Here is a 23,699-nt window from a genome sequence, read left to right on the forward strand (position 1 = left end):
ATTATTCATTTAATATTATTGTCTTTTCCCACATTAAACTTTACATTTGAGTTAGATTTTTGAAATTGCTATCAATTCTAATAATATTTCATTTTACACACTAAAAAAGATTAGTACTTTTATAGTTTAATTATACATTTACATTTATGCCAACACTCCACTGGATAGGAAAAGAAAAAGTTATAAGTCACCACCAAGATGTACCATATAGAGTATTAGATCATAAATATGGGTTTACCGCCGAAAAAGGAGAACAAGAAAACCCAACACAAAGCGGAAATAAAATAATTCACGGTGACAATTTAGAAGCTCTAAAAAGCCTATTACCAGAATACGAAGGCAAAATAAAATGTATTTACATAGACCCACCTTACAACACAGGTAAAGAAAGTTGGACATATAATGACAATGTAAACCACCCCAAAATTAAAGAGTGGCTTAATAAAACTCTAAAAGCGAAGGAGCAAGATAAAGTTGCATCTATAGGCGTTGACGACTTAACCAGACACGATAAATGGTTGTGTATGATGTATCCGAGACTACAATTACTGCATAAACTTTTAGCTGATGATGGAGTTATTTTTATTTCAATTGATGAAAACGAGGTACATAACTTAAGGTCAATTTTAGATGAAATTTTTGGAGTTAATAATTTCATTGAACAATTGATTTGGAATAAGAGAGTTCCAAAAAATGATAAAGGCATTGGTAATATCCACGAATATATTTTACTTTACTCAAAAAAAAATTCTAAATCGCATAGATTCACTCAATTAAAAGAAGGGTTAGATGATGTATTTGAATTAATTTCTAAACATAAAAAAAAGAGAACAGATCTTTTAGAAACAAAGAATGAGCTAAATAAATTATTTAAAAAAAATGGTTATGACAGAGGTATAACTCTCTATAACAATCTTGATTCAAACTATAATCTTTTTGGGAAAATAAATTTAAGTTGGCCAAATGGTCAAACTTATGGACCTAGATTTGATATATTACATCCAATAACTAAAAAACCTTGCAATGTGCCAGACAGAGGGTGGAGATGGAAAAAAGAAACTTTTGATGAATATTTAGATTATGAAAACATTGAAGAATTAGCTGATGGTTCATTTAAATGTGGAAAAATATGGTTTGCTAAAAATGAAAAGACTCAACCCAGTTCAATTAAATATTTGAATGAAGTTAAAGACTTCTTATTAAGGTCGATTATTAGTTTGAAAAGCTCTGGAAGTATAGATTTAGAAGGCATTTTCGAAAAAGGTAAATTTGATTACCCTAAACCTGTTAATTTAATGAAACTTCTTATCAATTCTTTCAATGATAAAAACTCTATAATTCTTGATTCCTTTGCTGGTTCAGGCACAACAGCTCACGCGGTTTTAAACCTTAATAAAGAAGATGGTGGAAACCGAAAATTTATTGTAGTAGAAATGGAAGATTATGCCAATGAGATTACTGCCGAAAGAGTAAAAAGAGTTACAAAAGGCTATGGAAAAGACAGAAAAGCTGTTGAAGGTACAGGTGGTGCATTTGATTACTATGAATTAGGCTTACCATTATTTAATGACAGCCAAAACTTAAATGAAGAAGTAGGTATTAAAAAAATACGTGAATACATATGGTTTTCAGAAACAAGAACACCTTTTACTGCTGTCATTCCGAGCGCAGTCGAGGAATCTCATTATTTTTTAGGTAAAAAAGATGAATCTGTTTACTATTTCATTTACGAAAAAGATAAATTAACAACATTAGATTTTGATGCTTTAGAGCTTATTAAAACAAAAGGTGAACAATACATTGTGTATGCCGACAACTGTTTACTACCAAAAGAGTTTATGGCAAAGAACAATATCATTTTTAAAAAAATACCAAGAGATATTACAAGATTTTAAATTATGGAAGGATTTCAAGTACCATTACTACCGCCAAACATAGATTGTGAAACTATTGCTATTTTAAAAGCCTTAAATAAAGCATCTAGAGCTTTAGGACAATTAAAAGGGGAAATTTCTAAAATTCCTAATTCTAGAATTTTAATAGATACACTTATTCTACAAGAAGCAAAGGATAGTAATGAAATTGAAAACATTGTAACTACTGATGATGAAATGTATCAAGCGTCTATTGATGAAACTATTGCGTCAATAACAGCCAAAGAAGCTGTAAACTATGCTAAAGGTATTCGTTTAGGGTTAGATATTGTTATAAATAAAGGCTTGCTTACGGTAAATGATATTAAAACCATACAAGCTATTATTTCACCAAATCACCCTATTAGGAAAGTGCCAGGTACTGTTTTAAAAAATCCAAGAACGCAAGAAGTAGTTTATACGCCTCCTCAAAATTACAATAACATTTTAGAGTTACTTTCTAATTTTGAAACTTATGTTAATGACCCGGATTTTCATTCTATTGATAGTTTAATTAAAATGCCTATTATTCATTATCAATTTGAAAGTATTCATCCTTTTTATGATGGTAATGGTAGAACTGGCAGGCTATTAAACATTTTATATTTGGTGCAGCAAAACTTATTAGATATTCCTGTGCTCTATTTAAGTAGTTATATTATTCAAAATAAAAGTGATTATTATAGATTGTTGCAAGAAGTTAGAACTAAAAATGCTTGGGAGGAATGGATTGTTTGGATGTTAATTGGTGTTGAAAAAACTGCTAAAGAAACTATTGTAGTTGTTAATAACATTAAGAAATTAATGGGCGAATATAAAATAGAAATTAAAAGTAAGTTTTCTTTTTATAGCCACGATTTAATAAACATCTTATTTAAGCACCCATACACCAAAATAGATTTTTTAGAGCGTGAATTAAAAATTCACAGAAATACGGCTGCTTCATATTTAAATAATTTAGCAGATGAGGGGTTACTTACCAAAGTTAAAATAGGTAAAAGCAATTATTACATAAATGCTCCCCTATTAAAATTATTAAAAGAAAGATAACGTGAACAATAAAATGCCTTTGAGTATCCATAAAAAAATTACGTATATAAAAAAAGGACATTTCTTATACACGTTTCTTAAACGTGCACAAAAAAACATACTTTCTTGTGCATATATTAAAAACGTGCACAACACACAACTATGGAATTAAAAAGCTATCAACAAAAAGTAGTAGAAAATCTTGAAGAATATTTACAATATGTTCAAGAACATAAAAATGTTTCAACTGCATTTAACCAATATTGGGAAGATAAAATAGGCGCATATAACCCTTTAGATAATACAGGTATGCAACCATACAAAAATAACATCCCAAATGCTGCACACGTTTGTATTAAAGTTCCAACCGCTGGTGGTAAAACTTTCATAGCGGTTAATGCACTACACTCCATCTTTTCAGCTTATGACACTTCAAAAACAAAAGCAGTTATTTGGTTAGTACCTTGGAGTAATTTATTACAACAAACGGTTAAAGCTCTTTCAAACCCAGAGCATCCTTATAGACAAAAATTAAATGCACTATTTAACCATAAAGTTGAAATATATCAGAAAGAAGATTTATTACAAGGCTCAAATTTTAACCCTACTGTTGTAAAAGAACAATTGAGTATTTTTGTAATGAGTTTTGCTAGTTTAAGAGCAAAAAATAAAGAAGATAGAAAAGTATATCAAGAAAACGGACAATTAGAATCTTTTGTACCTCAATACACAGATAGAAAACACTTATTATCAGATGTAGATGATACAGCTTTAATTAACGTAATTAGAAGTTTGCACCCTGTTTTAGTTGTTGATGAAAGTCACAATGCCGAAAGTGATTTAAGTGTAGATATGCTAAAGAATTTAAATCCATCTTTTATTTTAGATTTAACTGCTACACCTAAAGATAATAGTAATATTGTAAGTTTGGTTCCTGCAATAGAATTAAAGAAGGAGCATATGGTTAAACTTCCTGTTATTGTCTATAATAATCACGATAAAACAGAAGTAATAAACAATGCTTTACACTTACAGCGTAAATTAGAAATATTAGCTAAAAAACAAGAAGCTGAAGGCGGTAAGTATATTAGACCAATAGTATTATTTCAAGCACAACCTAAAACAAAAAACGACAATACTACTTTTGAAAAATTAAAAGAACAATTATTAGGGTTAGGAATCCCAGAGAATCAAATCAAAATAAAAACGGCCAATATAGATGAACTAAAAAGCATTGAAGATTTACAAAGTAAAGATTGTGAAGTTCGTTATATAATAACAATCAACGCCTTAAAAGAAGGGTGGGATTGTCCTTTTGCATATATTTTAGCTTCTTTGGCAGACAAATCTAGCGCAGTAGATGTTGAACAAATATTAGGTCGTGTATTGCGCCAGCCTTACGTTCAAAAACACAAAGCGTTTCAATTGAACCTTTCTTATGTTTTAACCGCATCGGCTAAATTTAATGAAACATTACAAAAAATTGTTGAAGGTTTAAAGGCATCTGGTTTTAGTGGAAATGAACACCGTGTTGCAGATGTAATGTCTGAAGAAGAAAAAGAAACTCCAAAGTCAAACCCTGTTGAATCTTTTCTATTTCCAGAACAACAAACTGAAGAAAAAGAAGAAGAAATTGACAAAGGTCGTATTTCTTTCAACCCAAATGCAAGTGAAGAAGAAATTGAAACTACCTCTGTAATTGATGAAATAGAATCAATGGCAGAAGAACAAAATAAAGAATTAGAACATCAAATACAGGAACAAGAAAAACAACCTGTAGATGAGAATATTTTTCAAGAAATGGGAGATAAAGTAAAAAGATACCGTGTAAAAGAGGTAAATAAAGAAATTATTGAAAATATAGATTTTCCTCAATTCTTCTTAAAAGTAACTGCAAGTGATATATTTGGAACAGATGAAGAATTATTGAATAGAGAATCTTTATTAAAAGATTTTAAACTTTCAAGTGAGGATACCAAGATTGATTTTGATAAGATTTCTTCTGATTTATACAAAATTGATTTAACAGAAACTGTAAAAGATAATTACACTCCTGACTGGGTAAAAATAGAAGAAAGCGAAGTTAAAGACCCTATTGCTGAATATATTTTAGCAAAACCAAAAGATGCCCAAATAAAAGATATAACACACCAAATAATGCAAATTATTGGGAATATGTACCCAATCCCAGACCAAGAAATTAAAGTATATGTAGGTAGGATTTTAGACGCAATGAACGCTGAACAACTACGCGATATTTTAGTAAGAAAATGGAGCTACACAGATAAAATTAAATCTCATATTAGAAAATTATCGGATACGTATGCTGAATCTCGTTTTATAGACTTAATAAAATCAAAAAAAATAATTACAAAACAAAACTGGAAATTAAGTACTGAAATTGTACCAGGTAATTTAGGCTCTTCAATTGGTAATTCATTATATGAAAAAGAAGGTTATATGAATAATTTTGAGGAAAGAGTAATTATGGAACTAGGTACTTCTTCAAACATTGTATTTTGGCACAGAAATTTAGAAAAAGGAAAAGGGTTTTATATAAATGGATTCAAAGCAAATCATTATCCTGATTTCATTTTACAAACTAAATCTGGTAAAACTATCTTATTAGAAACAAAAGGTGACCATTTAGATGGTTCTGATAGTGAAGCTAAATGTAGATTAGGAACAGAATGGGAAAAACAAGCAGGTCAAAATTTTGCTTACTTTATGGTATTTGACAAAAAAGAAGTTAAAGGCTCTTACACGTTAGACAAAGCAAAAGAACTAATAAATGATATGTAAAAAATAACAGCTATGGAAAGAATAATTCAAAACAATAAAATATATACTTATTTTGAATATCAACTAGAAAATGATTTTGAAAAAGTAATTGTTGAAAATTCAGATGCTATTTTTGGTAACAACTCTATATATATTGACATAAAAAAACGTATTGGAAAAGGAATATTAACAATACCAGATGGTTATTTAATAGACTACACCTTCCCTACCAATCCACGTTTATATATAATTGAAAATGAACTTTCAAGTCACGACCCATACAAACATATAGGCTCACAGCTATTAAAATTCGCTATATCATATAAAGACAGTGGTTTTGAAATTAAAAACTTCATTAAAAAACATTTAGAAGAAAATAAGCCTCTTCAACTTAAAATGGTGGAAGCAATTAAATCTTCAGATTTTCAAAATATAGATGAATATTTAGAAGCTCTAATATTCCACAAACCTGTTGCATCAATAGTGGTAATTGATAAATCTACACCAGAGTTAGAAAATGTATTATCTCAACTAACAATGGATACAGATATAATTCAATTTCAAACATTTGTAAACGGAAAAAATACCATTCACAAGTTTGACCCTTTCAATGTTGAAGTAAGAGATTTTCAAGAATCTAAATCTAATAAAATACAAGCAACAGAATTAGATACTATTGTTGTTCCTGCTCAATCACAAGGCTTTAAAGAAGAGTTTATAAATAATAAGTGTTGGTATTCCATTCGTATATCTGCTTCGATGTTAGACCGCTTAAAATACATCGCAGCCTATCAAACAGCACCAACTTCTGCAATAACACACTACGCAGAAATTTCACGTATAGACAAGTACCAAAACACCAATAAATACATTTTATATTTTAAAGACAAAGCCATTAAAATGAATCCTATAAAATTAGATTCCAAGAAAAAAGGACAAGCACCACAAGCACCTCGCTACACTTCTTTTTCTAAACTTATTAAAGCTAATAAATTATCGGAAGTGTTTTAAAATTATAATGTTATGGAAGAAGAAAATGAAAGAGGTTCTAATATACTCTTTATAATTTTTGTTATTATAATTTTTGCAATCATATATATTGCTTCATTAGGTAACATAACAATTTCAGAAAAAGAGAAAATCAAGGAAAAAGAAAAAGACTTATCTAAACTTAAAAATAGACATCATAAACTAAAAGAGATTGTAGAGAAAAAAGAAGTTCTAAATAAAAAACTAAACAAAAGATTCAAATTAATTTATTTTGGTGTTCGTCTTGGTTTTTTATCTCTATATGTTGGTTACAATTTTATTCTTTACTTTTTTAATCTAATAAATGGATTAGATGATTTCTTAAACTATAATGAATTAGCATTAATTGTTATATCAATTTTTTCATTCTTAACCTTTGGTACTTTTGCAAACCTATCTAAATTTATTCAAGATATTAAGATGAAACTTGAAGTTCGCACTTATAATAAATATGTAAACATTGATGAGGAAATTAAAAAAGATAAGAAAGAAATAAAATCTTTATCAGTTTCCATAGATTTAAAAGAAACTCAATTAATTGAAGATAAAAAAACAATTGAAATAGAAGCAAATTAAAATTCTAAATGCTATGAACTTAAACATCCTAACCCCAACTTCCACAAACATACAGGAGTTTATAAATTTTTGGTCTAAACAATATGCTTATACCAATGAAAACACCTACTACAATTCCATAACCAAAAAAGTATTTAAATTAAATGATATTCAAAACTTATATATTTGGAAAAATGGAATGAAATTAAGTGCTTCCAAACAAAAATCTTTAGACACTAAAATTAAAGCTAAACTATCTATAATTAATACTTTTAAAAAGAGTGCTAATATAGATATAGAAGCCTTTAAAAAAGAGTTTAAAACGGTATCATCTGTTTGGAAAATATTCTTATTGCATACTTTAAAACCAAAAAAATATCCAATTTACGACCAACATATACATAGAGCATTTTTATTTATTCATAACGAAGATTATTCAAACATTTCAAGTAGTTCTATAACAGATAAAAACAAAGAATTATTTTACTTTAACAGATATTTACAGTTTATTGCATCAATCAATTATTCAGATTTAAAAAAATTAGATGAAGCCTTTTTTGCATTTGGTCAATTTTTAAACACACGTAAATACGCAACACTATTAGAATAAAAAGTTATGATAGATAAATTTACGAATTGGGTAAAATGGGAAGATAGAAACCAATTAAAAGGCTTAAAATATCCAGGTATTTATTGTATTGCTGTTTCAAACAATCCACTTAATAAATTCAGTTTTATTCCAGAATTAGAATATATTGGAATGACCAATTCTAAAGGAGGTCTAAAAAGTCGTTTAATGCAATTTGATAACACTATTAAAAAGAAAAGAACCAATCACGGTGGTGCTGATAGATTCTTATATGAATACCAAAATTACGATGAAATTAAAGACAATATATATGTTGCAGTACGTTCATTTAAGTGTAATACTAAAAACCCAATACCTAATGATTTAAGAATAATGGGAGAAGTAGCAAAATGTGAATATGACTGTTGGGCAATCTACATAGAAAACAACGGAAGATACCCAAAGTTCAATGATATGAGTAATGCACCAAAGTATAGTAAAACACTCAAATAAAATTGCTTTGGAATTTTAAAAAACAATTCACTAAATTTGAATACTACTACTAAATTGCTATAGTAATTGTATTTATATTCAAATTATATGAAAAAGAATGCTTTTTTTGAGGTTCAATCTGATTTAACTTCAGCTAAAATTAAAATTTACGAAGATTATTTAGAAGGCTATTTACCCAAACTATTAATGCCTTTCGGTAGATGTATAATTATTGATTTATTCTGTGGAAGTGGTAAGAATGGTAAACATAAAGGAAGTCCTTTAGTTCTTTTAGATAAACTTAAATACATTCTCAATTCAACTCCTTTAAAAGGTAATAAAGAAATCTTAATTCAAATTTTATTTAATGATCAGAATACGTCTAATATTAGTAAGTTAGAATATGAACTAAATAATTATAAATATGATAGAGATGTAATTAAAATCACTTTAAAAGAAGAAACCTATGAGGATTATATAGATACTTTGGTGAAAAAATTGGAAAACAATCAAAGTCCTAAATTTATATTCCTTGACCCTTTTACATATTCCAATGTAAGAATGAATGATTTAATTAATCTAATGAATCTCCCAAAAACAGAGGTTCTATTGTTTTTACCTATTTTTCATTCATATCGCTTTGCAAGTAAAGAGTTTAAATCAGAGCATAAAACCCGCAAATTTGTTGAAGAATTTACAATTGAAGGTGTTAATAACTATGAAAACATTTACGACTTCACTTTGTCTGTTAAAAACAGACTTAAAAAGGATATAGGTTTGAAATATGTTAGACCAATACTTATTGAAGGTGGAGGAAGTAAAAACTCTTTATTTTTATTAACAAAGCATAGAGCAGGTATGCTTTTAATGAATAAAGTAGCAACAAAAAATACAATAGATGGTAACAGCGTTAAAGTTAAAGAGCAAAATTTACTTTCTCTTTTCGATGAAAGTAGAGAAGAAATTGAATCTTCATTCTTATCTAGTTATAAAAAAGGGTTAATTGAAAAACTAAAATTAACACCCTTAACAAATAAGGAAATTGTTGACTTTACCATTGAAGAAGGCTTCTTACCTAAACAAGCTAAAAAGATACTTTCAGAACTATATAATAATAAAAAAATTGTTGTTATTGATAAGAAAGGAGAATTAATCAATAGTAAATTACAATGGAATATTGCCGAAAAAATTAAAATACACACATCGTTTAAATGGAGTTCTTATTAATTATCTTATAGTATATTTGCGGTATGAAAACTACAAAAATTGAATGGACAGAAGCTACTTGGAATCCTACAACAGGCTGTAATAAAGTGAGTTCAGGTTGTAAAAACTGTTATGCAGAAGTGATGGCTAACCGTTTAAAAGCTATGGGAACACCAGGTTACGAAAACGGTTTTGAGTTTACACTAATGCCTGATAGATTAGAAGCTCCTAAAAAAATAAAAAAACCTACCAAGTTTTTTGTCAATTCAATGAGTGATTTATTTCACGAAAAAATGCCTTTTGAATTTTTAGATAAAGTTTTTAAAACAATTGAAGAAACACCACGTCATCAATATCAAATATTGACTAAAAGAGAAACAATTTTAGAAAATTACTTTAAAACAAGAAAAGTTCCCAATAATGTATGGTTAGGTGTAACCGTTGAGTCTGCCGAAACAAAAAATAGAATTGATGTTTTACGTAATATCAAAGCTAAAATTAGATTTCTATCAATAGAACCTTTAATTGAAGCTACAGGTAAATTAGATTTAACAAATATACATTGGGTTATTGTTGGAGGAGAAAGTGGTCATAAAGCAAGACCTATGAATCCAGAATGGGCAATTGATATTCAAAACCAATGTGATAAACAAGATGTTGCATTTTTCTTTAAACAATGGGGTACTTGGGGAGAAGATGGTGTAAAAAGAAGTAAAAAAGCAAATGGTAGGATATTATTAGGTAAAGAATGGAATGAAGAACCTGCATTAATCTAAAAAGCTAAATCAGTTTCCAAAACAAACATCAGAACAAAATACAAACATTCGTGCAGGTAATAAGGTGTTCGCAATACGCTCCTTTTTGTTTCATAAAATATATCTAAAAGTTTTTTTTTAGCCATTATAATATACATTCAGTAATAGCAAGAAACCAACAACTACCAACCAACTACTAAATAAAACTTGTAGTTACCATAAATAGCACTAATTCGTCCACAGTCCTCATTTAGCACAATTTATTTATTTTATTTCACACATTCCACGCATTACTCACGCATAGCTATCTTTTACCCCTAAAACCCAATAAGGTATAAATTCATTTTTATTAGGGGTAAACCGCTATTACACTATTTTCGCTCGCCTGCTGCTCACTTCGGGCTAATCAGGTTGTCACAGTTTTTGATTGCAGCCATTTTGCATATAAAATAAACCGTTGCAAGTAGTAGAGTTAATTAAGTTAATTTGTTGTTTAAGTAATTTAATCATATTCCGATTAATAACCACACAACGGATTTATTACATATTGCAAACGCTTACAAGAGCAATGTATTCCGTTCCTCATTCGTCATTATGGTACTTTATAAATCCGATTTTAAACCTTAATTATCTTCCAAACGAACCAACAACTAAAAACCAACAACAAGCAACCAAAGTAAAGTACACAACATTCCTACATTCCTCACTACATAAATTGCCCTTGTTTTTCCAACCGCTTCAAAAACTCCGCCAACCTTGCGTGTACCACGTAGTCGTAGCACGTACTTATGCCGTTGGCAACGTACTCTTGCTCCAACACCCTCGTTCAACTCGCTGGCGGCTCGCTTTAATGCTTCGCGATTACCTGCTTAAAATTTAAACTTACTTTTCATTATATAATTAGCAGCCATTGTTTCAATTTCTTCATTAGTATCAACCCTATTTTTCAACACCCATTTATCAATTTCATATTTGTTGAAATACAATTTTTTACCGCCTCTTTTATAATGTGGGATTTCTTGATTACTCGTAAGCTTATAAATATGACTTATTGAAAGTTCTAAATAGTCACATAACTGCTTTACATTCATAATTTCTTTATAACCATCATCATTATATTTAACTCCTAATTTGTACTCAATTGATGCAAGTCGTTTTTCAACAACAGTTAGTTTTTCTACAATAATTTCAAAAGAATTTTCCATACTAATATAATTTTAGATTAAGAGTAAAAATAAAAAACATAGCAAATATCGGTTGTTTCCTTCACCAGCCACACTATTGCAATCAAGGTCAAGCCCTATGGGTTTTGAAAAAAATCTCCACCTCATAAACATTCGGTTTCATTTCAACATTCTATACAGGTTGTATTTTTTACAAAAACCTTGACAGCATCTGCCACACAACCAACACTCGTGCTTTCTTTTTTCTTTTTGTTTCAAAATTAATATGCGAAGCGTAGCGAAGCATAAATTTTAAATGCCTTACTATGTCAAATTTTGAAATTAAAACTCACAACGTAGGAAGAACCTACACGAAACCGCACTTTTTTATTCTAAACAAAGGCTTAAACAGTGGTAAACCTCTTGAGAATCCTTGCCCTAATTGTTTTGTTATCACTTCACAAACCGAAGAAGATAAAAACACAGTTTTTTACTTGTGTTATTCACTTTATTTAGGACGATATTTCAAGCCTTTTTTAAAGGGTAGTGTAATTTTATTCATAACTATAAACGATTGCTTAAAGTTGCTTAAAACAGCACATTTAAAGCATATAAATAATAGAAGTAAGTCTAATAACAATTTGAATAAAGTTAAATTTATTGAAGAAAAAGAGAAGATTTTAAAAGAGCAGTTAAAACTGATAAACCAACTAAAAGTTGCTTTTATCCGTTCCAATTTTTAAAGCAAAAGAAAAGCCCTGTAAAATAATATCACAGGGCATTTTCAGGTTTCAAAGGTCAAAATGAAACTTTATGCTACATCTATAATATTTAAGACGTTATAAGCACCATTTTTTAAAGGATATTGTACTCCATTGATTTCTTGAAAAAACTCAATTAAAAGCACATAAATATCATTTCCACTTCCAGTTGGAGCAGCTGCAGGAGTCAATGTTTGTGTTGCCGAAGTTGTATCAATTGCTAAATTAACTGTTGGACTATACTCAATCGAATGAATTGCAGAATCAAAATCTACCTTTAAAAATGCTGATGATAGATTTACGTGAGTTGCCCCACCTGGATAGGAAATATCATTTGCAGGAACCATATCCGAAATTACGATTTCACCTGTTGCAGTATCTAAAGAATAAGGAGCAAATAATACTGAACTTAACTTTGCTCTATTATTAAAATCAAAGCCCTTTAATGCATCTTTACCTTCTGCAGTTGCTAATCCTGTAGATACATTTCTTTCACCTCTTACTGATGTTAAATCAGCATTTTTAATTTGAGTCATAACTTGAGTTACTCGACTTGAAACTCTATTATCTTTTGCTTTAACCATTAAATTACGAACTGACGTTCTTAATAATTTCCCAGAAGTTGCTGAACGACCAAATTCACTTCCGTTTTCTCTTGTTCTTTCAAAAGCTGGATCATTCTGAATACGTTCTTTTGAAACTCCTCCTTTTGTACGCACTAAATACCCTTCTTTTCCTTTGTAAAAAGTAAGGTTATCTAATGTACCTTCTAATTTAATAATACCATTTAACTTTGCCATAAAAATATTTAATTAATGTTCTATAAATATAACGACAAACACCATACCTTATCACATTGTCAGTTCCGTTTTAACCGCTAATTGTCAATAACTTCCATTATAAAAACATTATTCACATTGATATATTTCGTATCTTGTATGTCAGTGACAAATCATAGATATGTCATAAGTATAGTAACAGTATAAATAGAGTATTAATTAAATTAAATGTGTATGAAGAGAATCTGTATTTACCCAAAAGACGTACAAGTTGTAACAGGTAAAAGCGAACGTTATGGTAGAACAATCATTAACAAGATTAAAGAAGACCTTAACAAAGAAAAGCACCAGTTAGTTACAATTGATGAGTTTTGCGCCTTTATGGGGTTTGAAATCAGTAAAGTAGAGTTATTAATTAAGTAATTTTTCTATCTTTACAATAGGTTTTAATGGTTACCTATTAGGTGACCCAATTATAGTACAGGACTGAAACACTGATATATAAAGGCATTGAGAGATGGTTCACTTACCTCTTTCTCCGCTAAAAACTCGAAACATATGTTTCGAGTTTTTTTATTTATATCTTCGCATAACAATTTTTTATCTTGGAGAAAAATAATAACAATTCAATTAACCTTAACAAATACATAAGTAGCACTGGTATTTGTTCAAGAAGAGAAGCCGAAAAATTTATTGTAAATGGATTGGTAACAATAAATGGCGTAAAAGCACAACTAGGAAATAGAGTATTTGAAGGTGATAAGGTTAAATTAAATGGTAAGCTTATAGAATCTAAAACTACAACTCTATACATAGCCTATAACAAGCCTGTTGGAATTGTTTGTACTACAGACTCAAAAGAACGCAATAATATTGTAAAAGCAATTGGACATCCCGAACGTCTTTTTCCTATAGGCCGTTTAGATAAACCATCACAGGGTTTAATTTTCTTAACAAATGATGGCGATATTGTAAATAAGATTTTACGCGCTGGAAATAATCATCAAAAAGAATATAGTGTTACAGTTAATAAACCCATAAATAACAATTTTATAAAACAAATGAGTAATGGAATACCTATTTTAGGAACCGTTACAAAAAAATGTCTTGTAGAGCAAATTAACAAAAACACTTTTAAAATAATTCTTACTCAAGGTTTAAATAGGCAAATTAGACGCATGTGCGAATATTTGAACTTTGAAGTAACAAAACTAAAACGTACCCGAATAATGAACGTTAATTTGGAAAAGTTAGCCGAAGGTTCTTGGCGCGAATTAACCAAGGATGAAATGAACGAAATTAATACAATGATTTCATCGAGTTCTAAAACTGAGGAAGCTTCCAAAGATGTTCAGAAAAAAAAATCGAACTACTCTAAGAAAAAACCCTATTATTCCAAAAATAAATCTCACTTTCAGCCAAAAAGAAAAAGACGAAAATAATGTCTTTCAACTTTCTACATTTACCTTTTAACATTAAAAGTTATATAACTATCTTTGCCGACTATGCAATTTGAATTAAAATCTAAAGATGCTCAAAGCAAGGCAAGAGCAGGTGTTATTACAACCGATCACGGTAAAATTGAAACGCCAATATTTATGCCCGTTGGAACTGTTGGTACGGTTAAAGGCGTTCATCAAACCGAATTGAAAGAAGAAATAAATCCTGATATTATTTTAGGAAACACATATCATTTATATTTACGTCCAAAAATTCAAATTTTAGAGCAGGCTGGTGGTTTGCATAAATTTATGAACTGGGATCGAAATATTTTAACGGATAGTGGTGGTTATCAAGTTTATTCTCTTTCGGGAAGAAGAAAAATAAAAGAAGAAGGTGTAAAATTTAAAAGTCATATTGATGGCTCATACCACACCTTTACTCCTGAAAATGTTATGGAAATCCAAAGAAGTATTGGGGCAGACATTATAATGGCTTTTGATGAGTGTACTCCATACCCTTGTGAATACAGCTATGCAAAAAGATCTATGCACATGACACATAGATGGCTTAAAAGATGTATTACTCATTTAGATAAAACTCCTTTTAAGTATAATTATAGTCAAACTTTTTTTCCTATTGTACAAGGTTCAACTTTTAAAGATTTAAGAAAACAATCGGCCGAATTTATTGCCTCAGTTGGTGCAGAAGGAAATGCTATTGGTGGACTTTCTGTTGGTGAACCTGCAGAAGAAATGTATGAAATGACTGAGGTTGTTACCGCAATTTTACCAGAAGATAAACCACGATATTTAATGGGAGTTGGAACACCTATAAATATTTTAGAAAATATTGCGTTAGGTATAGATATGTTCGATTGTGTAATGCCAACCCGCAATGCCAGAAATGGAATGTTATTTACAGCTTACGGAACAATAAATATCAAAAATAAAAAATGGGAAAATGATTTTTCAGCAATAGATGAAATGGGAACTACCTTTGTAGATTCCTTGTATTCCAAAGCTTATTTAAGACATCTTTTTGCCGCTAATGAATTATTAGGGAAACAAATTGCATCTATTCATAATTTGGGCTTTTATTTATGGTTGGTTCGTGAAGCTAGAAAGCATATATTAGCCGGAGATTTTACAGAATGGAAAAACAAAATGGTTAATCAAATGAATAATCGACTATAATATAATTTTTAAAACCCAAATTTTCAGAAATTGAGAATTTTAGATAAGTACATACTTAAAAAGTTTTTATCATCATTTGCATTGGTTTTAGTTTTACTACTTCCAATTGCAATTGCCATTGATGTTTCAGAAAAAATTGACCGATTTTTACGAAATGTTGATTTAACTGTTGGTGATATTATAAAAGATTATTATGTACATTTTGTAGTTATTTTTGGAAATACCTTTATGCCTTTGGCGTTATTTATTGCAGTAATTTTCTTTACCTCCAAAATTGCAGGAAACACAGAAGTTATTGCAATTCATTCAGCAAAAATATCATTTACACGTTTTTTAAAACCGTATTTTATTGGAGCTACCATTGTCACTTTTATTGCATTGGGAATGAATCACTTTGTGGTACCAAAAAGTAATAAAACTTATAACCACTTTATTAAAACGTATTTAAAAAAGAAAAATTACAGCCAAAATGTAACTACTAATGTTAATTTACAATTAGGGCCAGATGAATATATTTATCTTAAAAGTTACAATTCTAACACCAATCAAGGCTATAAATTTTCTTATGAAAAGTTCGATGGAATTAAGTTAAAATATAAACTTATGTCCGAAAATATTAGATGGGTAGAAAAGGACACAACTTTTAGACTTAATACATATAAACAACGTTTTCTATTAGAGGATAGAGACTCTATAAATGTTGGAATAAAATTGGATACATTGCTTAATTTTAGACCAAAAGATTTAATTAATGTGGATGATTTAGCTAAAGAGATGACATCTTTTGAATTAAAGAAATATATAGTTCAGGCTGAAAATAGAGGAATTAACAATTTAAATACCTATTTAGTCGAACTTTATAAAAGAACAAGTTTACCAATTTCAACTTATATTTTAACTTTTATAGCTGTTTGCTTGGCTGCAAAAAAACGTAGAGGTGGAATGGGAATTAATTTGGCAATTGGAATTACTTTAATGTTTATTTATGTATTCTTCTTAAAAATAGCTGAAGTATTAGGAGCTGGAGCCGAAACAAATGCTTTAGTAATGGTTTGGTTACCAAACATATTTTTTGGAATTTTAGCCATCTATTTATATTTAAGAAATGCTAAAAATTAAGTTAAATAATTATCTGCATTTACATTTACTTGTATTTATATGGGGATTTACAGCCATTCTTGGAGCGCTTATTAAAATTGATGCAATACCACTTGTATGGTACAGAATGCTATTTGCAGTTGTACTTGTTTTTATTTACTTTTTAATAACTAAAAAGCCTTTTAAATTAACTCCAAGTGCGCTTCTTAAATTTGTCTTTAGCGGTATTTTAATTGCATTACATTGGATTGCCTTTTTTTCGGCAATAAAAGTATCGAATGTGTCTATTGCCTTAGTTGCAATGAGTACAGGCGCATTATTTACATCTTTAATAGAGCCTTTGTTTTTTAAAAGGCGACTTATTTTTCTTGAATTAATTTTCGGATTAATAGTTATTTCTGGACTGTATTTAATATTCAATGTTGAAAGCGAATATACCTTAGGAATTATTTATGCACTCATAGCATCCTTTTTGTCCGCACTATTTACAGTTTTAAATGGTTTATTCATTAAACAATATAGCGCAGATACAATTTCATTTTATCAATTATTATTTGGTGTTTTATTTATAACCATTTACATTTATTTCAGCTATGGATTTACATACGAGAAGTTTAGTGTTACAACATCTGATATTGTGTATTTATTAATATTAAGCAGTTTTTGTACCGCTTATGCTTTTATTGCTTCAGTTAAAATTATGAAACATTTAACTCCTTATACAGTTATGCTCACTATTAACTTAGAACCCGTTTATGGTATAATTTTAGCCGTAATTATATTTGGAGAAAAAGAAAAAATGAGCTCCCAATTTTACATTGGAGCACTTATAATATTAGTAACCGTTATTGCCAACGGAATAATTAAAAATAAAAAAAAGAGGCTAACTTAACCTTAAAAAATTCAGAAGTTATTATATTTGTAGTTACATCCAAACTTAAAAATTATGGAATATTTAGATTTTGAATTACCAATTAAAGAATTAGAGGAACAATTAGACAAGTGCGAATTAATTGGTAAAGAAAGTGATGTTGATATGACTGAGAGTTGTAAAAACATTGAAAAAAAACTGCTTAAAACTAAAAAAGATATATATAAAAACTTAACTGCTTGGCAAAGAGTTCAATTGTCTAGACATCCAAACCGACCATATACACTAGATCATATTAATTATTTAGCTGGGGAAACTTTTATGGAATTACATGGTGATAGAACCGTAAAAGACGATAAAGCAATGATTGGTGGATTAGGGAAAATTGGAGATCAATCATTTATGTTTATTGGTCAACAAAAGGGTTACAACACTAAAACACGACAATATCGTAATTTTGGTATGTCTAACCCTGAAGGATACCGAAAAGCTCTTAGACTAATGAAAATGGCTGAGAAATTTGGCATTCCTGTTGTTACTTTATTAGATACTCCTGGTGCGTATCCTGGTTTAGAAGCAGAAGAACGCGGACAAGGAGAAGCAATTGCTCGAAATATTTTTGAAATGACTCGTTTAAAAACTCCAATTATAACAATTGTAATTGGTGAAGGAGCTTCTGGTGGAGCCTTAGGAATTGGTGTTGGAGATAGAGTTTATATGATGGAAAACACATGGTATACAGTTATTTCTCCTGAATCTTGTTCTTCAATTTTATGGAGAAGTTGGGAACATAAAGAAGAAGCTGCTGAAGCTTTAAAATTAACAGCTTCTGATATGAAGAAACAAAAAATAATTGATAATATTATAAAAGAACCTCTCGGAGGAGCTCATTTTAATAGAGAAGAAGCTTTTAAAGAAGTTGAAAAAACAATTCTTAAAGCTTTTGACGAGTTAAAAGATTTAAGTCATAAAGATCTCGTTAAACAACGAATGGACAAATACCTAAATATGGGTGAATTTAAAGGATAATTTAATAAAAAAACCTCTCAAAATTGAGAGGTTTTTTTATTAAATTTATCAAATGTATATACTTACTTCAAAACAAATAACCGAAGCTGACAAAGCTACTATAGAAATTAATAAAATAACTTCTTCAGACTTAATGGAGAATGCTGCAACTCTTTGTTTTCAATGGTTGCATACTCGTTTACAAGGTCAAAATATTAAAATTCATGTTTTTTGTGGAATTGGTAATAATGGTGGTGATGGTTTAGTTATAGCCCGTCATTTACATCAACATGGGTATCATGTTAAATGTTATGTTGTTAATTTCAGTGAAAAAAGATCTCCCGATTTTTTAATAAATTATAACAGGCTTAAAGAACTTGGAGAATGGCCCACAGTAATTAATGGTGAAAGTGATTTTCCAGAGATAAATTTTGAAGACATTGTAATTGACGCTATTTTTGGTAATGGATTAACTCGAAAACCTAAAGATTTTACAAAAGATTTAATCAACTATATCAACAGTACAAAAGTTTTTACTCTTGCCATTGATTTCCCGTCTGGTGTCTTTAATGACAGAGCTGTAGTTGATAAAGATTCTGTAATAAAAGCTGGGCACACACTAACATTCCAAACACCTAAACTCGCTTTTCTGTTACCCGACAATAAAGATTTTGTAAATACTTGGGAAGTTATAGACATAGGATTAGATTTAAATTTTATTGAAAGTCTTAAACCAACCGACCATTATATTACAAAATATGAAGCTAAACAACTATACTTACCAAGAACTAAATGGGGACATAAAGGAACCTATGGGCATTCATTAATTGTAGGCGGAAGTTTTGGTAAAATTGGAGCAGTTAACTTAGCAACTAAAGCAGCTTTAAAAATTGGAAGCGGATTAGTAACTGCATATGTGCCTAAATGCGGCTATACCATTTTACAGGTGGCAATTCCAGAAGCTATGGTTGAGGTTGATAATAATAATTTATTAGAATTTTTTAATATTAAAACCAAAGCAACTGCTATTGGTATTGGCCCAGGAATGGGAATTTCGGAAAAAACGTCTAATGGTTTTGAACGTTTTTTAAAAGAAAACAAACTTCCCTTAGTTATTGATGCTGATGCAATTAACCTAATAGCTCAAAACAAAAAATTATTGAAATATGTACCGGGAAATTCAATTTTAACTCCACATCCAAAAGAATTAGAACGACTAATTGGTAAATGGGAAAATGATTTTGACAAGCTTGAAAAAACAACAAATTTTTCAATAAAACATAAAGTTATAGTTGTTTTAAAAGGCACTCATACTGCAATTTTTGATGGCAATAATAGATATTTTAATTCAACTGGAAATGTAGCTTTAGCCACAGCCGGAAGTGGAGATGTTTTAACAGGTTTAATTACTGGTCTTATTGCGCAAGGATACTCACCTTTAAATGCTTCCATTTTTGGAGTTTATTTACATGGAGTAACAGCAAATATTGCAGCACCAGAAACAGGGTATGAAACCTTTATTGCTTCTTCAATATTAAAATATTTACCCAATGCAATACTTGACTTATTTCAAGAAGAGGTTTTAGATGAGAAAGAAGAAACTGAAAATTAAAAAAAAGAGCTCCAATTGGAGCTCTTTTTTTTAAGTCTATGTTAATTCTTAAATTCCCAATTCGTTAAATAAATCCTTTAGTTTTGGATTTGATGGTCTTTCCGCATTAGCGTCTACAATATTCCCTTCGGGATCTAAAAATATAAAACGAGGAATACTATTAATTCCATATTCTCTTATAAAATCGGAATTAAAATCTTTATCAGCAAACAACTGTATTCCACCTAAATTTTCATCTGCCACCATCTTTTTCCAACTTTCATAGCTTCCTCTTCTTCCATCAATATTGTCTACTGAAATACTTACAAATTGAATATCTTTTCCGTGATACTCTTCTTCCAAATTCTTTAAATATGGAATCTCTCTTTTACACGGACCACACCAAGTTGCCCAAATATCAATATAAACATATTTCCCTTTCAAATCAGATAACGAAGTTTTTCCACCTTTAAAATTCTCGTAGTTTTCAAATATTGGAGAACTTTTACCTGGAGCAAATTTCATTAAATTTGAATGTTCTGTTTCATAGCTGTTTTCTAAATACTTAAAAAATTGTTCGTTATTTTGAACTGCCATTTGAAGCACCGTTGAATCTACATTTTTTTTGTTAAACTTGTTAATTGTGCCTTTTGCCTCTTCTAGTTTTGATTTAAACGCAGTTTCATCAAGTTTAAAATACTCCTTTGGGTTTCCATTATCACTTGAAAAAAACGAAAGTAAACTGTTGAAGTAATTATTCGATTCTTTTCCTTCTCCCTCAAAATCAGCTCCTTTTGAGAGTAATTCTCCTTTAAAGTTCATTGTCAAATCATATCCGTTATCTAAAAATATAGATAATCTCTCGTTTCCATTACTTAAAACGTGTAATCCTTTTGTTACTTTTAATGTATCGGAAAAACTTCCATCTGCTTCTACACTAATTTCTTTTGAATAACCATTTGCTCCAAGAATTGTTAATTTTTCCACTCCTGAAGTTTTCAGTTTCCCTTGAATTGATGCATAGTCTGTCGGAGGTTTTGAACAACTAAAAATTAAAGTACTTAGTAATAATATGTATATATTTTTCATTCTATTTAAATTGATTTTATTATAATTTTTCAAAGATAAAACTATTAATTTAATAAACTATCTATGCTTATGTTTTAACAAAATATTTGCTTTTTACATTTTATTTTTTGTTAGTTCCTATTAACCTAGGTAATAAATTCAAATAAAAAAAAGAGGATATAATATCCTCTTTTTTAATTAATTAATTTTAATAATTACTCTTTTATATTCTCAAGATCAAACAAAAAGGCATAGGTTAATGCTGTTCTTTTATAGCGTTCAAATCGTCCTGAAGCACCTCCGTGACCTGTTTCCATATTGCAGTCCATTAATAAAATATTATCGTCTGTTTTTAACTCTCTTAATTTAGCAATCCATTTAGCTGGCTCCCAATATTGCACTTGACTATCCCAATAACCTGTTGTAATTAAAATATTAGGATAATCCTTAGCTTCCACGTTATCATATGGTGAATATGATTTCATATAATCATAATATTCTTTATCCTTAGGATTCCCCCATTCATCAAATTCAAAGGTGGTTAACGGTATTGTTTCATCTAACATTGTGGATACAACATCAACAAATGGAACCGCTGCCACTACTCCATTCCATAAATCTGGTTTCATATTTAATATTGCTCCCATCAACAATCCTCCTGCACTTCCTCCGTAAGCGTATAAATGATCTGAGCTAGTAAATCCTTCATTTATTAAAAATTCTCCTACATTAATAAAATCTGTAAATGTATTTTTCTTTTTTAATAGTTTACCATCTTCATACCATTCTCTACCCATTTCTTGTCCTCCACGTATATGCGCAATAGCATACACAAAGCCTCTATCTAAAAGACTTAATCTTGTTGAACTAAAAGTTGGCTCAATACTATTACCATAAGAACCATATGCATATAATAATAGTGGTGTTTTTGAACTTTTAATGGTTCCTTTTTTATATACTAATGAAATTGGAACTTTTGTACCATCATTAGCTGTTGCGAACAAACGCTCCGAAACATATTTCTCTGGTGAAAAATCACTATTAAGTACTTCTTGTTGTTTTAAAAGCACTTGTTGTTTTGTGCTCATATTATATTCAAAAGTACTAGACGGGGTAGTTAAAGATGAATAATTATAACGCAAAATTTCTGTATCAAAATCTAAATTAGATGTTGTACTTGCCAAATATGCAGGATCATTAAATTTTAAATAATGCTCATCGCCATTCCACTTTTTAACTCTGATTGCCGATAATCCATCTATACGTTCAGAAACTACTAAGTAATTCTTAAAAATATCAAACCCTTGAAGTAAAATATCTTTTCTATGTGCAATAACATCAATCCAATTTTCTTTTGTAGTTTTCGAAATTGGCGTTTTAACTAATTTAAAATTAGTTGCATTTAAATTTGTTCTTATAAAAAAGCTATTTTCAAAATGATCAACGTAATACAACAAATCCTTTTCTCGAGGTTGTATCACCTTCCACTCTCCATCAATGTTATCTGCATCTAAATATCTAAATTCTGTAGAAAGTGTTTGACTACTATAAATCATTAAATACTTTTTAGATTTAGTTTTGTAAACTCCACAGCTAAAAGTATCGTCCTTTTCTTCAAAAACCAACTCATCATCTGCTTGTTTGGTACCTAAAACATGTTTATAAATTCTGTAAGTCCTTAAGGTAATTGGATCTTTTGTTGTATAATAAACAACCTTATTATTATTGGCCCAAGTGGTTCCACCACTGGTATTACTCAATACATCGGGTAATAACTCACCTGTTTCTAAATTTTTAAAATAAATAGTGTATTGTCGTCTCGAAACTGTATCAATTCCATAAGCAAGTAATTTATTATCCGGACTTACAGAGCGACTACCAATTCCATAATATGAAAATCCTTTAGCAAGTTCTGGACCGTTTAACAAAATCTCTTCCAAAGCACCATCATTTAGTTGTTTTCTGCAATAAAGGGCATAGTCGCCTCCTTCTTCAAAACGGGTATAATATGAATAACCGTTATCATTAACTGGTACAGATTGGTCATCTTTCTTTATTCTCCCAACAATCTCTTTAAACAATTTTTCTTGAAATTCATTTGTATGAGACATTACTTTTTTTAAATAAGCATTTTCTTCATTTAAATAATTCAATACATCTTGGGTTTGTTCATCTGGATTTTCTGCTTTCTTTTGTTCGTCACTTAAGCGCATCCAAAAATAGTTATCAATACGAGTATCATCGTGAATTATTAATTTTTCTGGAATTATTTTAGCTTGAGGTTTCATTACGTTTGTGTTTGAATTTTCTTTTTTCTGATTACAACCAACAAAAATAAATAAAGACAACAAAAAATAATAGATTGAGTGTTTCATATAATATAAATATTAATTTTA

At 29.4% G+C, this 23,699-nt stretch carries 21 protein-coding genes; 17 read left to right on the top strand and 4 right to left on the bottom strand.

Going from position 1 to position 23,699, the window contains the following annotated elements:
- Positions 1–146: 146 nt before the first annotated feature.
- From Q0776_RS09765 to Q0776_RS09805, 9 genes are all read left to right on the top strand, one after another.
- Complete coding sequence (locus Q0776_RS09765) at positions 147–1,895, top strand: site-specific DNA-methyltransferase (protein ID WP_298367583.1); 1,749 nt, start codon at positions 147–149, stop codon at positions 1,893–1,895.
- A 3-nt stretch (positions 1,896–1,898) separates the two neighbouring features.
- Positions 1,899–2,963, top strand: a complete 1,065-nt coding sequence (locus Q0776_RS09770) for a Fic family protein (RefSeq protein ID WP_298367585.1) — start codon at positions 1,899–1,901, stop codon at positions 2,961–2,963.
- Between the two features lie 141 nt (positions 2,964–3,104).
- Positions 3,105–5,744, top strand: coding sequence for a DEAD/DEAH box helicase family protein (locus Q0776_RS09775; RefSeq protein WP_298367587.1), 2,640 nt, complete (start codon positions 3,105–3,107; stop codon positions 5,742–5,744).
- A 12-nt stretch (positions 5,745–5,756) separates the two neighbouring features.
- Positions 5,757–6,734 carry a hypothetical protein gene (locus Q0776_RS09780; RefSeq protein ID WP_298367590.1) on the top strand — a complete coding sequence of 326 codons (978 nt, stop codon included), beginning with the start codon at positions 5,757–5,759 and terminating at the stop codon, positions 6,732–6,734.
- 12 nt (positions 6,735–6,746) lie between these two features.
- A complete protein-coding gene (locus Q0776_RS09785; RefSeq protein WP_298367592.1) occupies positions 6,747–7,328 on the top strand; it encodes a hypothetical protein in 582 nt (193 codons plus the stop codon).
- A 13-nt stretch (positions 7,329–7,341) separates the two neighbouring features.
- Entirely contained in the window at positions 7,342–7,917 is a 576-nt protein-coding gene (locus Q0776_RS09790; RefSeq protein ID WP_298367594.1) for a hypothetical protein, read from the top strand.
- Between the two features lie 6 nt (positions 7,918–7,923).
- A complete protein-coding gene (locus Q0776_RS09795; RefSeq protein WP_298367596.1) occupies positions 7,924–8,388 on the top strand; it encodes a hypothetical protein in 465 nt (154 codons plus the stop codon).
- Between the two features lie 87 nt (positions 8,389–8,475).
- Positions 8,476–9,594 (top strand): three-Cys-motif partner protein TcmP, encoded by a 1,119-nt coding sequence (tcmP, locus tag Q0776_RS09800; protein WP_298367597.1) that lies wholly within the window; start codon positions 8,476–8,478, stop codon positions 9,592–9,594.
- A gap of 23 nt (positions 9,595–9,617) precedes the next feature.
- Positions 9,618–10,349 carry a phage Gp37/Gp68 family protein gene (locus Q0776_RS09805; RefSeq protein WP_298367599.1) on the top strand — a complete coding sequence of 244 codons (732 nt, stop codon included), beginning with the start codon at positions 9,618–9,620 and terminating at the stop codon, positions 10,347–10,349.
- An 848-nt stretch (positions 10,350–11,197) separates the two neighbouring features.
- On the opposite strand, the gene Q0776_RS09810 is transcribed toward Q0776_RS09805, so the two are convergent.
- Positions 11,198–11,533: a helix-turn-helix domain-containing protein gene (locus Q0776_RS09810; protein WP_298367600.1), complete on the bottom strand. Its 336-nt coding sequence runs from the start codon at positions 11,531–11,533 to the stop codon at positions 11,198–11,200.
- 284 nt (positions 11,534–11,817) lie between these two features.
- On the opposite strand from Q0776_RS09810, the gene Q0776_RS09815 reads away from it, so the two are divergent.
- Positions 11,818–12,234 carry a hypothetical protein gene (locus tag Q0776_RS09815; protein WP_298367601.1) on the top strand — a complete coding sequence of 139 codons (417 nt, stop codon included), beginning with the start codon at positions 11,818–11,820 and terminating at the stop codon, positions 12,232–12,234.
- 68 nt (positions 12,235–12,302) lie between these two features.
- Here the strand turns inward: Q0776_RS09815 and Q0776_RS09820 are convergent, their stop codons facing one another.
- On the bottom strand, positions 12,303–13,052 hold the full coding sequence (locus tag Q0776_RS09820; protein WP_298367603.1) for a hypothetical protein: 750 nt from the start codon (positions 13,050–13,052) through the stop codon (positions 12,303–12,305).
- Between the two features lie 213 nt (positions 13,053–13,265).
- Here Q0776_RS09820 and Q0776_RS09825 point away from each other — a divergent pair, with 213 nt between their 5' ends.
- From Q0776_RS09825 to Q0776_RS09855, 7 genes are all read left to right on the top strand, one after another.
- Positions 13,266–13,454, top strand: a complete 189-nt coding sequence (locus tag Q0776_RS09825) for a hypothetical protein (protein WP_366139171.1) — start codon at positions 13,266–13,268, stop codon at positions 13,452–13,454.
- Positions 13,455–13,636: 182 nt separating this feature from the next.
- Positions 13,637–14,473 (top strand): 23S rRNA pseudouridine(2604) synthase RluF, encoded by an 837-nt coding sequence (gene rluF / locus Q0776_RS09830; RefSeq protein WP_298367608.1) that lies wholly within the window; start codon positions 13,637–13,639, stop codon positions 14,471–14,473.
- A gap of 63 nt (positions 14,474–14,536) precedes the next feature.
- A complete protein-coding gene (gene tgt, locus Q0776_RS09835) occupies positions 14,537–15,667 on the top strand; it encodes a tRNA guanosine(34) transglycosylase Tgt (protein ID WP_298367612.1) in 1,131 nt (376 codons plus the stop codon).
- A gap of 30 nt (positions 15,668–15,697) precedes the next feature.
- On the top strand, positions 15,698–16,786 hold the full coding sequence (locus Q0776_RS09840; RefSeq protein WP_298367614.1) for an LptF/LptG family permease: 1,089 nt from the start codon (positions 15,698–15,700) through the stop codon (positions 16,784–16,786).
- On the top strand, positions 16,773–17,657 hold the full coding sequence (locus Q0776_RS09845) for an EamA family transporter (RefSeq protein WP_298367616.1): 885 nt from the start codon (positions 16,773–16,775) through the stop codon (positions 17,655–17,657). The genes Q0776_RS09840 and Q0776_RS09845 overlap by 14 nt, the downstream gene beginning before the upstream one ends.
- Before the next feature lie 54 nt (positions 17,658–17,711).
- Positions 17,712–18,665: an acetyl-CoA carboxylase carboxyltransferase subunit alpha gene (locus Q0776_RS09850; protein ID WP_298367617.1), complete on the top strand. Its 954-nt coding sequence runs from the start codon at positions 17,712–17,714 to the stop codon at positions 18,663–18,665.
- A 52-nt stretch (positions 18,666–18,717) separates the two neighbouring features.
- Positions 18,718–20,256 (top strand): NAD(P)H-hydrate dehydratase, encoded by a 1,539-nt coding sequence (locus Q0776_RS09855; RefSeq protein WP_298367618.1) that lies wholly within the window; start codon positions 18,718–18,720, stop codon positions 20,254–20,256.
- A gap of 48 nt (positions 20,257–20,304) precedes the next feature.
- Here the strand turns inward: Q0776_RS09855 and Q0776_RS09860 are convergent, their stop codons facing one another.
- Both Q0776_RS09860 and Q0776_RS09865 read right to left on the bottom strand, forming a co-directional pair.
- Entirely contained in the window at positions 20,305–21,324 is a 1,020-nt protein-coding gene (locus Q0776_RS09860; RefSeq protein WP_298367619.1) for a TlpA disulfide reductase family protein, read from the bottom strand.
- A 194-nt stretch (positions 21,325–21,518) separates the two neighbouring features.
- Positions 21,519–23,591, bottom strand: coding sequence for a S9 family peptidase (locus tag Q0776_RS09865; protein WP_298367622.1), 2,073 nt, complete (start codon positions 23,589–23,591; stop codon positions 21,519–21,521).
- Positions 23,592–23,699 lie beyond the last annotated feature (108 nt).

It is taken from the genome of uncultured Lutibacter sp. (assembly GCF_947495725.1).
In the GTDB taxonomy this organism is placed as follows: domain Bacteria; phylum Bacteroidota; class Bacteroidia; order Flavobacteriales; family Flavobacteriaceae; genus Lutibacter.

What these genes read in the sequence shown, in the direction of transcription:
- Q0776_RS09765 (WP_298367583.1), top strand. Translation starts at nt 147, where the DNA reads ATGCCAACACTCCACTGGATAGGAAAAGAAAAAGTTATAAGTCACCAC.
- Q0776_RS09770 (WP_298367585.1), top strand. Translation starts at nt 1,899, where the DNA reads ATGGAAGGATTTCAAGTACCATTACTACCGCCAAACATAGATTGTGAA.
- Q0776_RS09775 (WP_298367587.1), top strand. Translation starts at nt 3,105, where the DNA reads ATGGAATTAAAAAGCTATCAACAAAAAGTAGTAGAAAATCTTGAAGAA.
- Q0776_RS09780 (WP_298367590.1), top strand. Translation starts at nt 5,757, where the DNA reads ATGGAAAGAATAATTCAAAACAATAAAATATATACTTATTTTGAATAT.
- Q0776_RS09785 (WP_298367592.1), top strand. Translation starts at nt 6,747, where the DNA reads ATGGAAGAAGAAAATGAAAGAGGTTCTAATATACTCTTTATAATTTTT.
- Q0776_RS09790 (WP_298367594.1), top strand. Translation starts at nt 7,342, where the DNA reads ATGAACTTAAACATCCTAACCCCAACTTCCACAAACATACAGGAGTTT.
- Q0776_RS09795 (WP_298367596.1), top strand. Translation starts at nt 7,924, where the DNA reads ATGATAGATAAATTTACGAATTGGGTAAAATGGGAAGATAGAAACCAA.
- tcmP (WP_298367597.1), top strand. Translation starts at nt 8,476, where the DNA reads ATGAAAAAGAATGCTTTTTTTGAGGTTCAATCTGATTTAACTTCAGCT.
- Q0776_RS09805 (WP_298367599.1), top strand. Translation starts at nt 9,618, where the DNA reads ATGAAAACTACAAAAATTGAATGGACAGAAGCTACTTGGAATCCTACA.
- Q0776_RS09810 (WP_298367600.1), bottom strand. Translation starts at nt 11,533, where the DNA reads ATGGAAAATTCTTTTGAAATTATTGTAGAAAAACTAACTGTTGTTGAA.
- Q0776_RS09815 (WP_298367601.1), top strand. Translation starts at nt 11,818, where the DNA reads ATGTCAAATTTTGAAATTAAAACTCACAACGTAGGAAGAACCTACACG.
- Q0776_RS09820 (WP_298367603.1), bottom strand. Translation starts at nt 13,052, where the DNA reads ATGGCAAAGTTAAATGGTATTATTAAATTAGAAGGTACATTAGATAAC.
- Q0776_RS09825 (WP_366139171.1), top strand. Translation starts at nt 13,266, where the DNA reads ATGAAGAGAATCTGTATTTACCCAAAAGACGTACAAGTTGTAACAGGT.
- tgt (WP_298367612.1), top strand. Translation starts at nt 14,537, where the DNA reads ATGCAATTTGAATTAAAATCTAAAGATGCTCAAAGCAAGGCAAGAGCA.
- Q0776_RS09845 (WP_298367616.1), top strand. Translation starts at nt 16,773, where the DNA reads ATGCTAAAAATTAAGTTAAATAATTATCTGCATTTACATTTACTTGTA.
- Q0776_RS09850 (WP_298367617.1), top strand. Translation starts at nt 17,712, where the DNA reads ATGGAATATTTAGATTTTGAATTACCAATTAAAGAATTAGAGGAACAA.
- Q0776_RS09855 (WP_298367618.1), top strand. Translation starts at nt 18,718, where the DNA reads ATGTATATACTTACTTCAAAACAAATAACCGAAGCTGACAAAGCTACT.
- Q0776_RS09860 (WP_298367619.1), bottom strand. Translation starts at nt 21,324, where the DNA reads ATGAAAAATATATACATATTATTACTAAGTACTTTAATTTTTAGTTGT.
- Q0776_RS09865 (WP_298367622.1), bottom strand. Translation starts at nt 23,591, where the DNA reads ATGAAACCTCAAGCTAAAATAATTCCAGAAAAATTAATAATTCACGAT.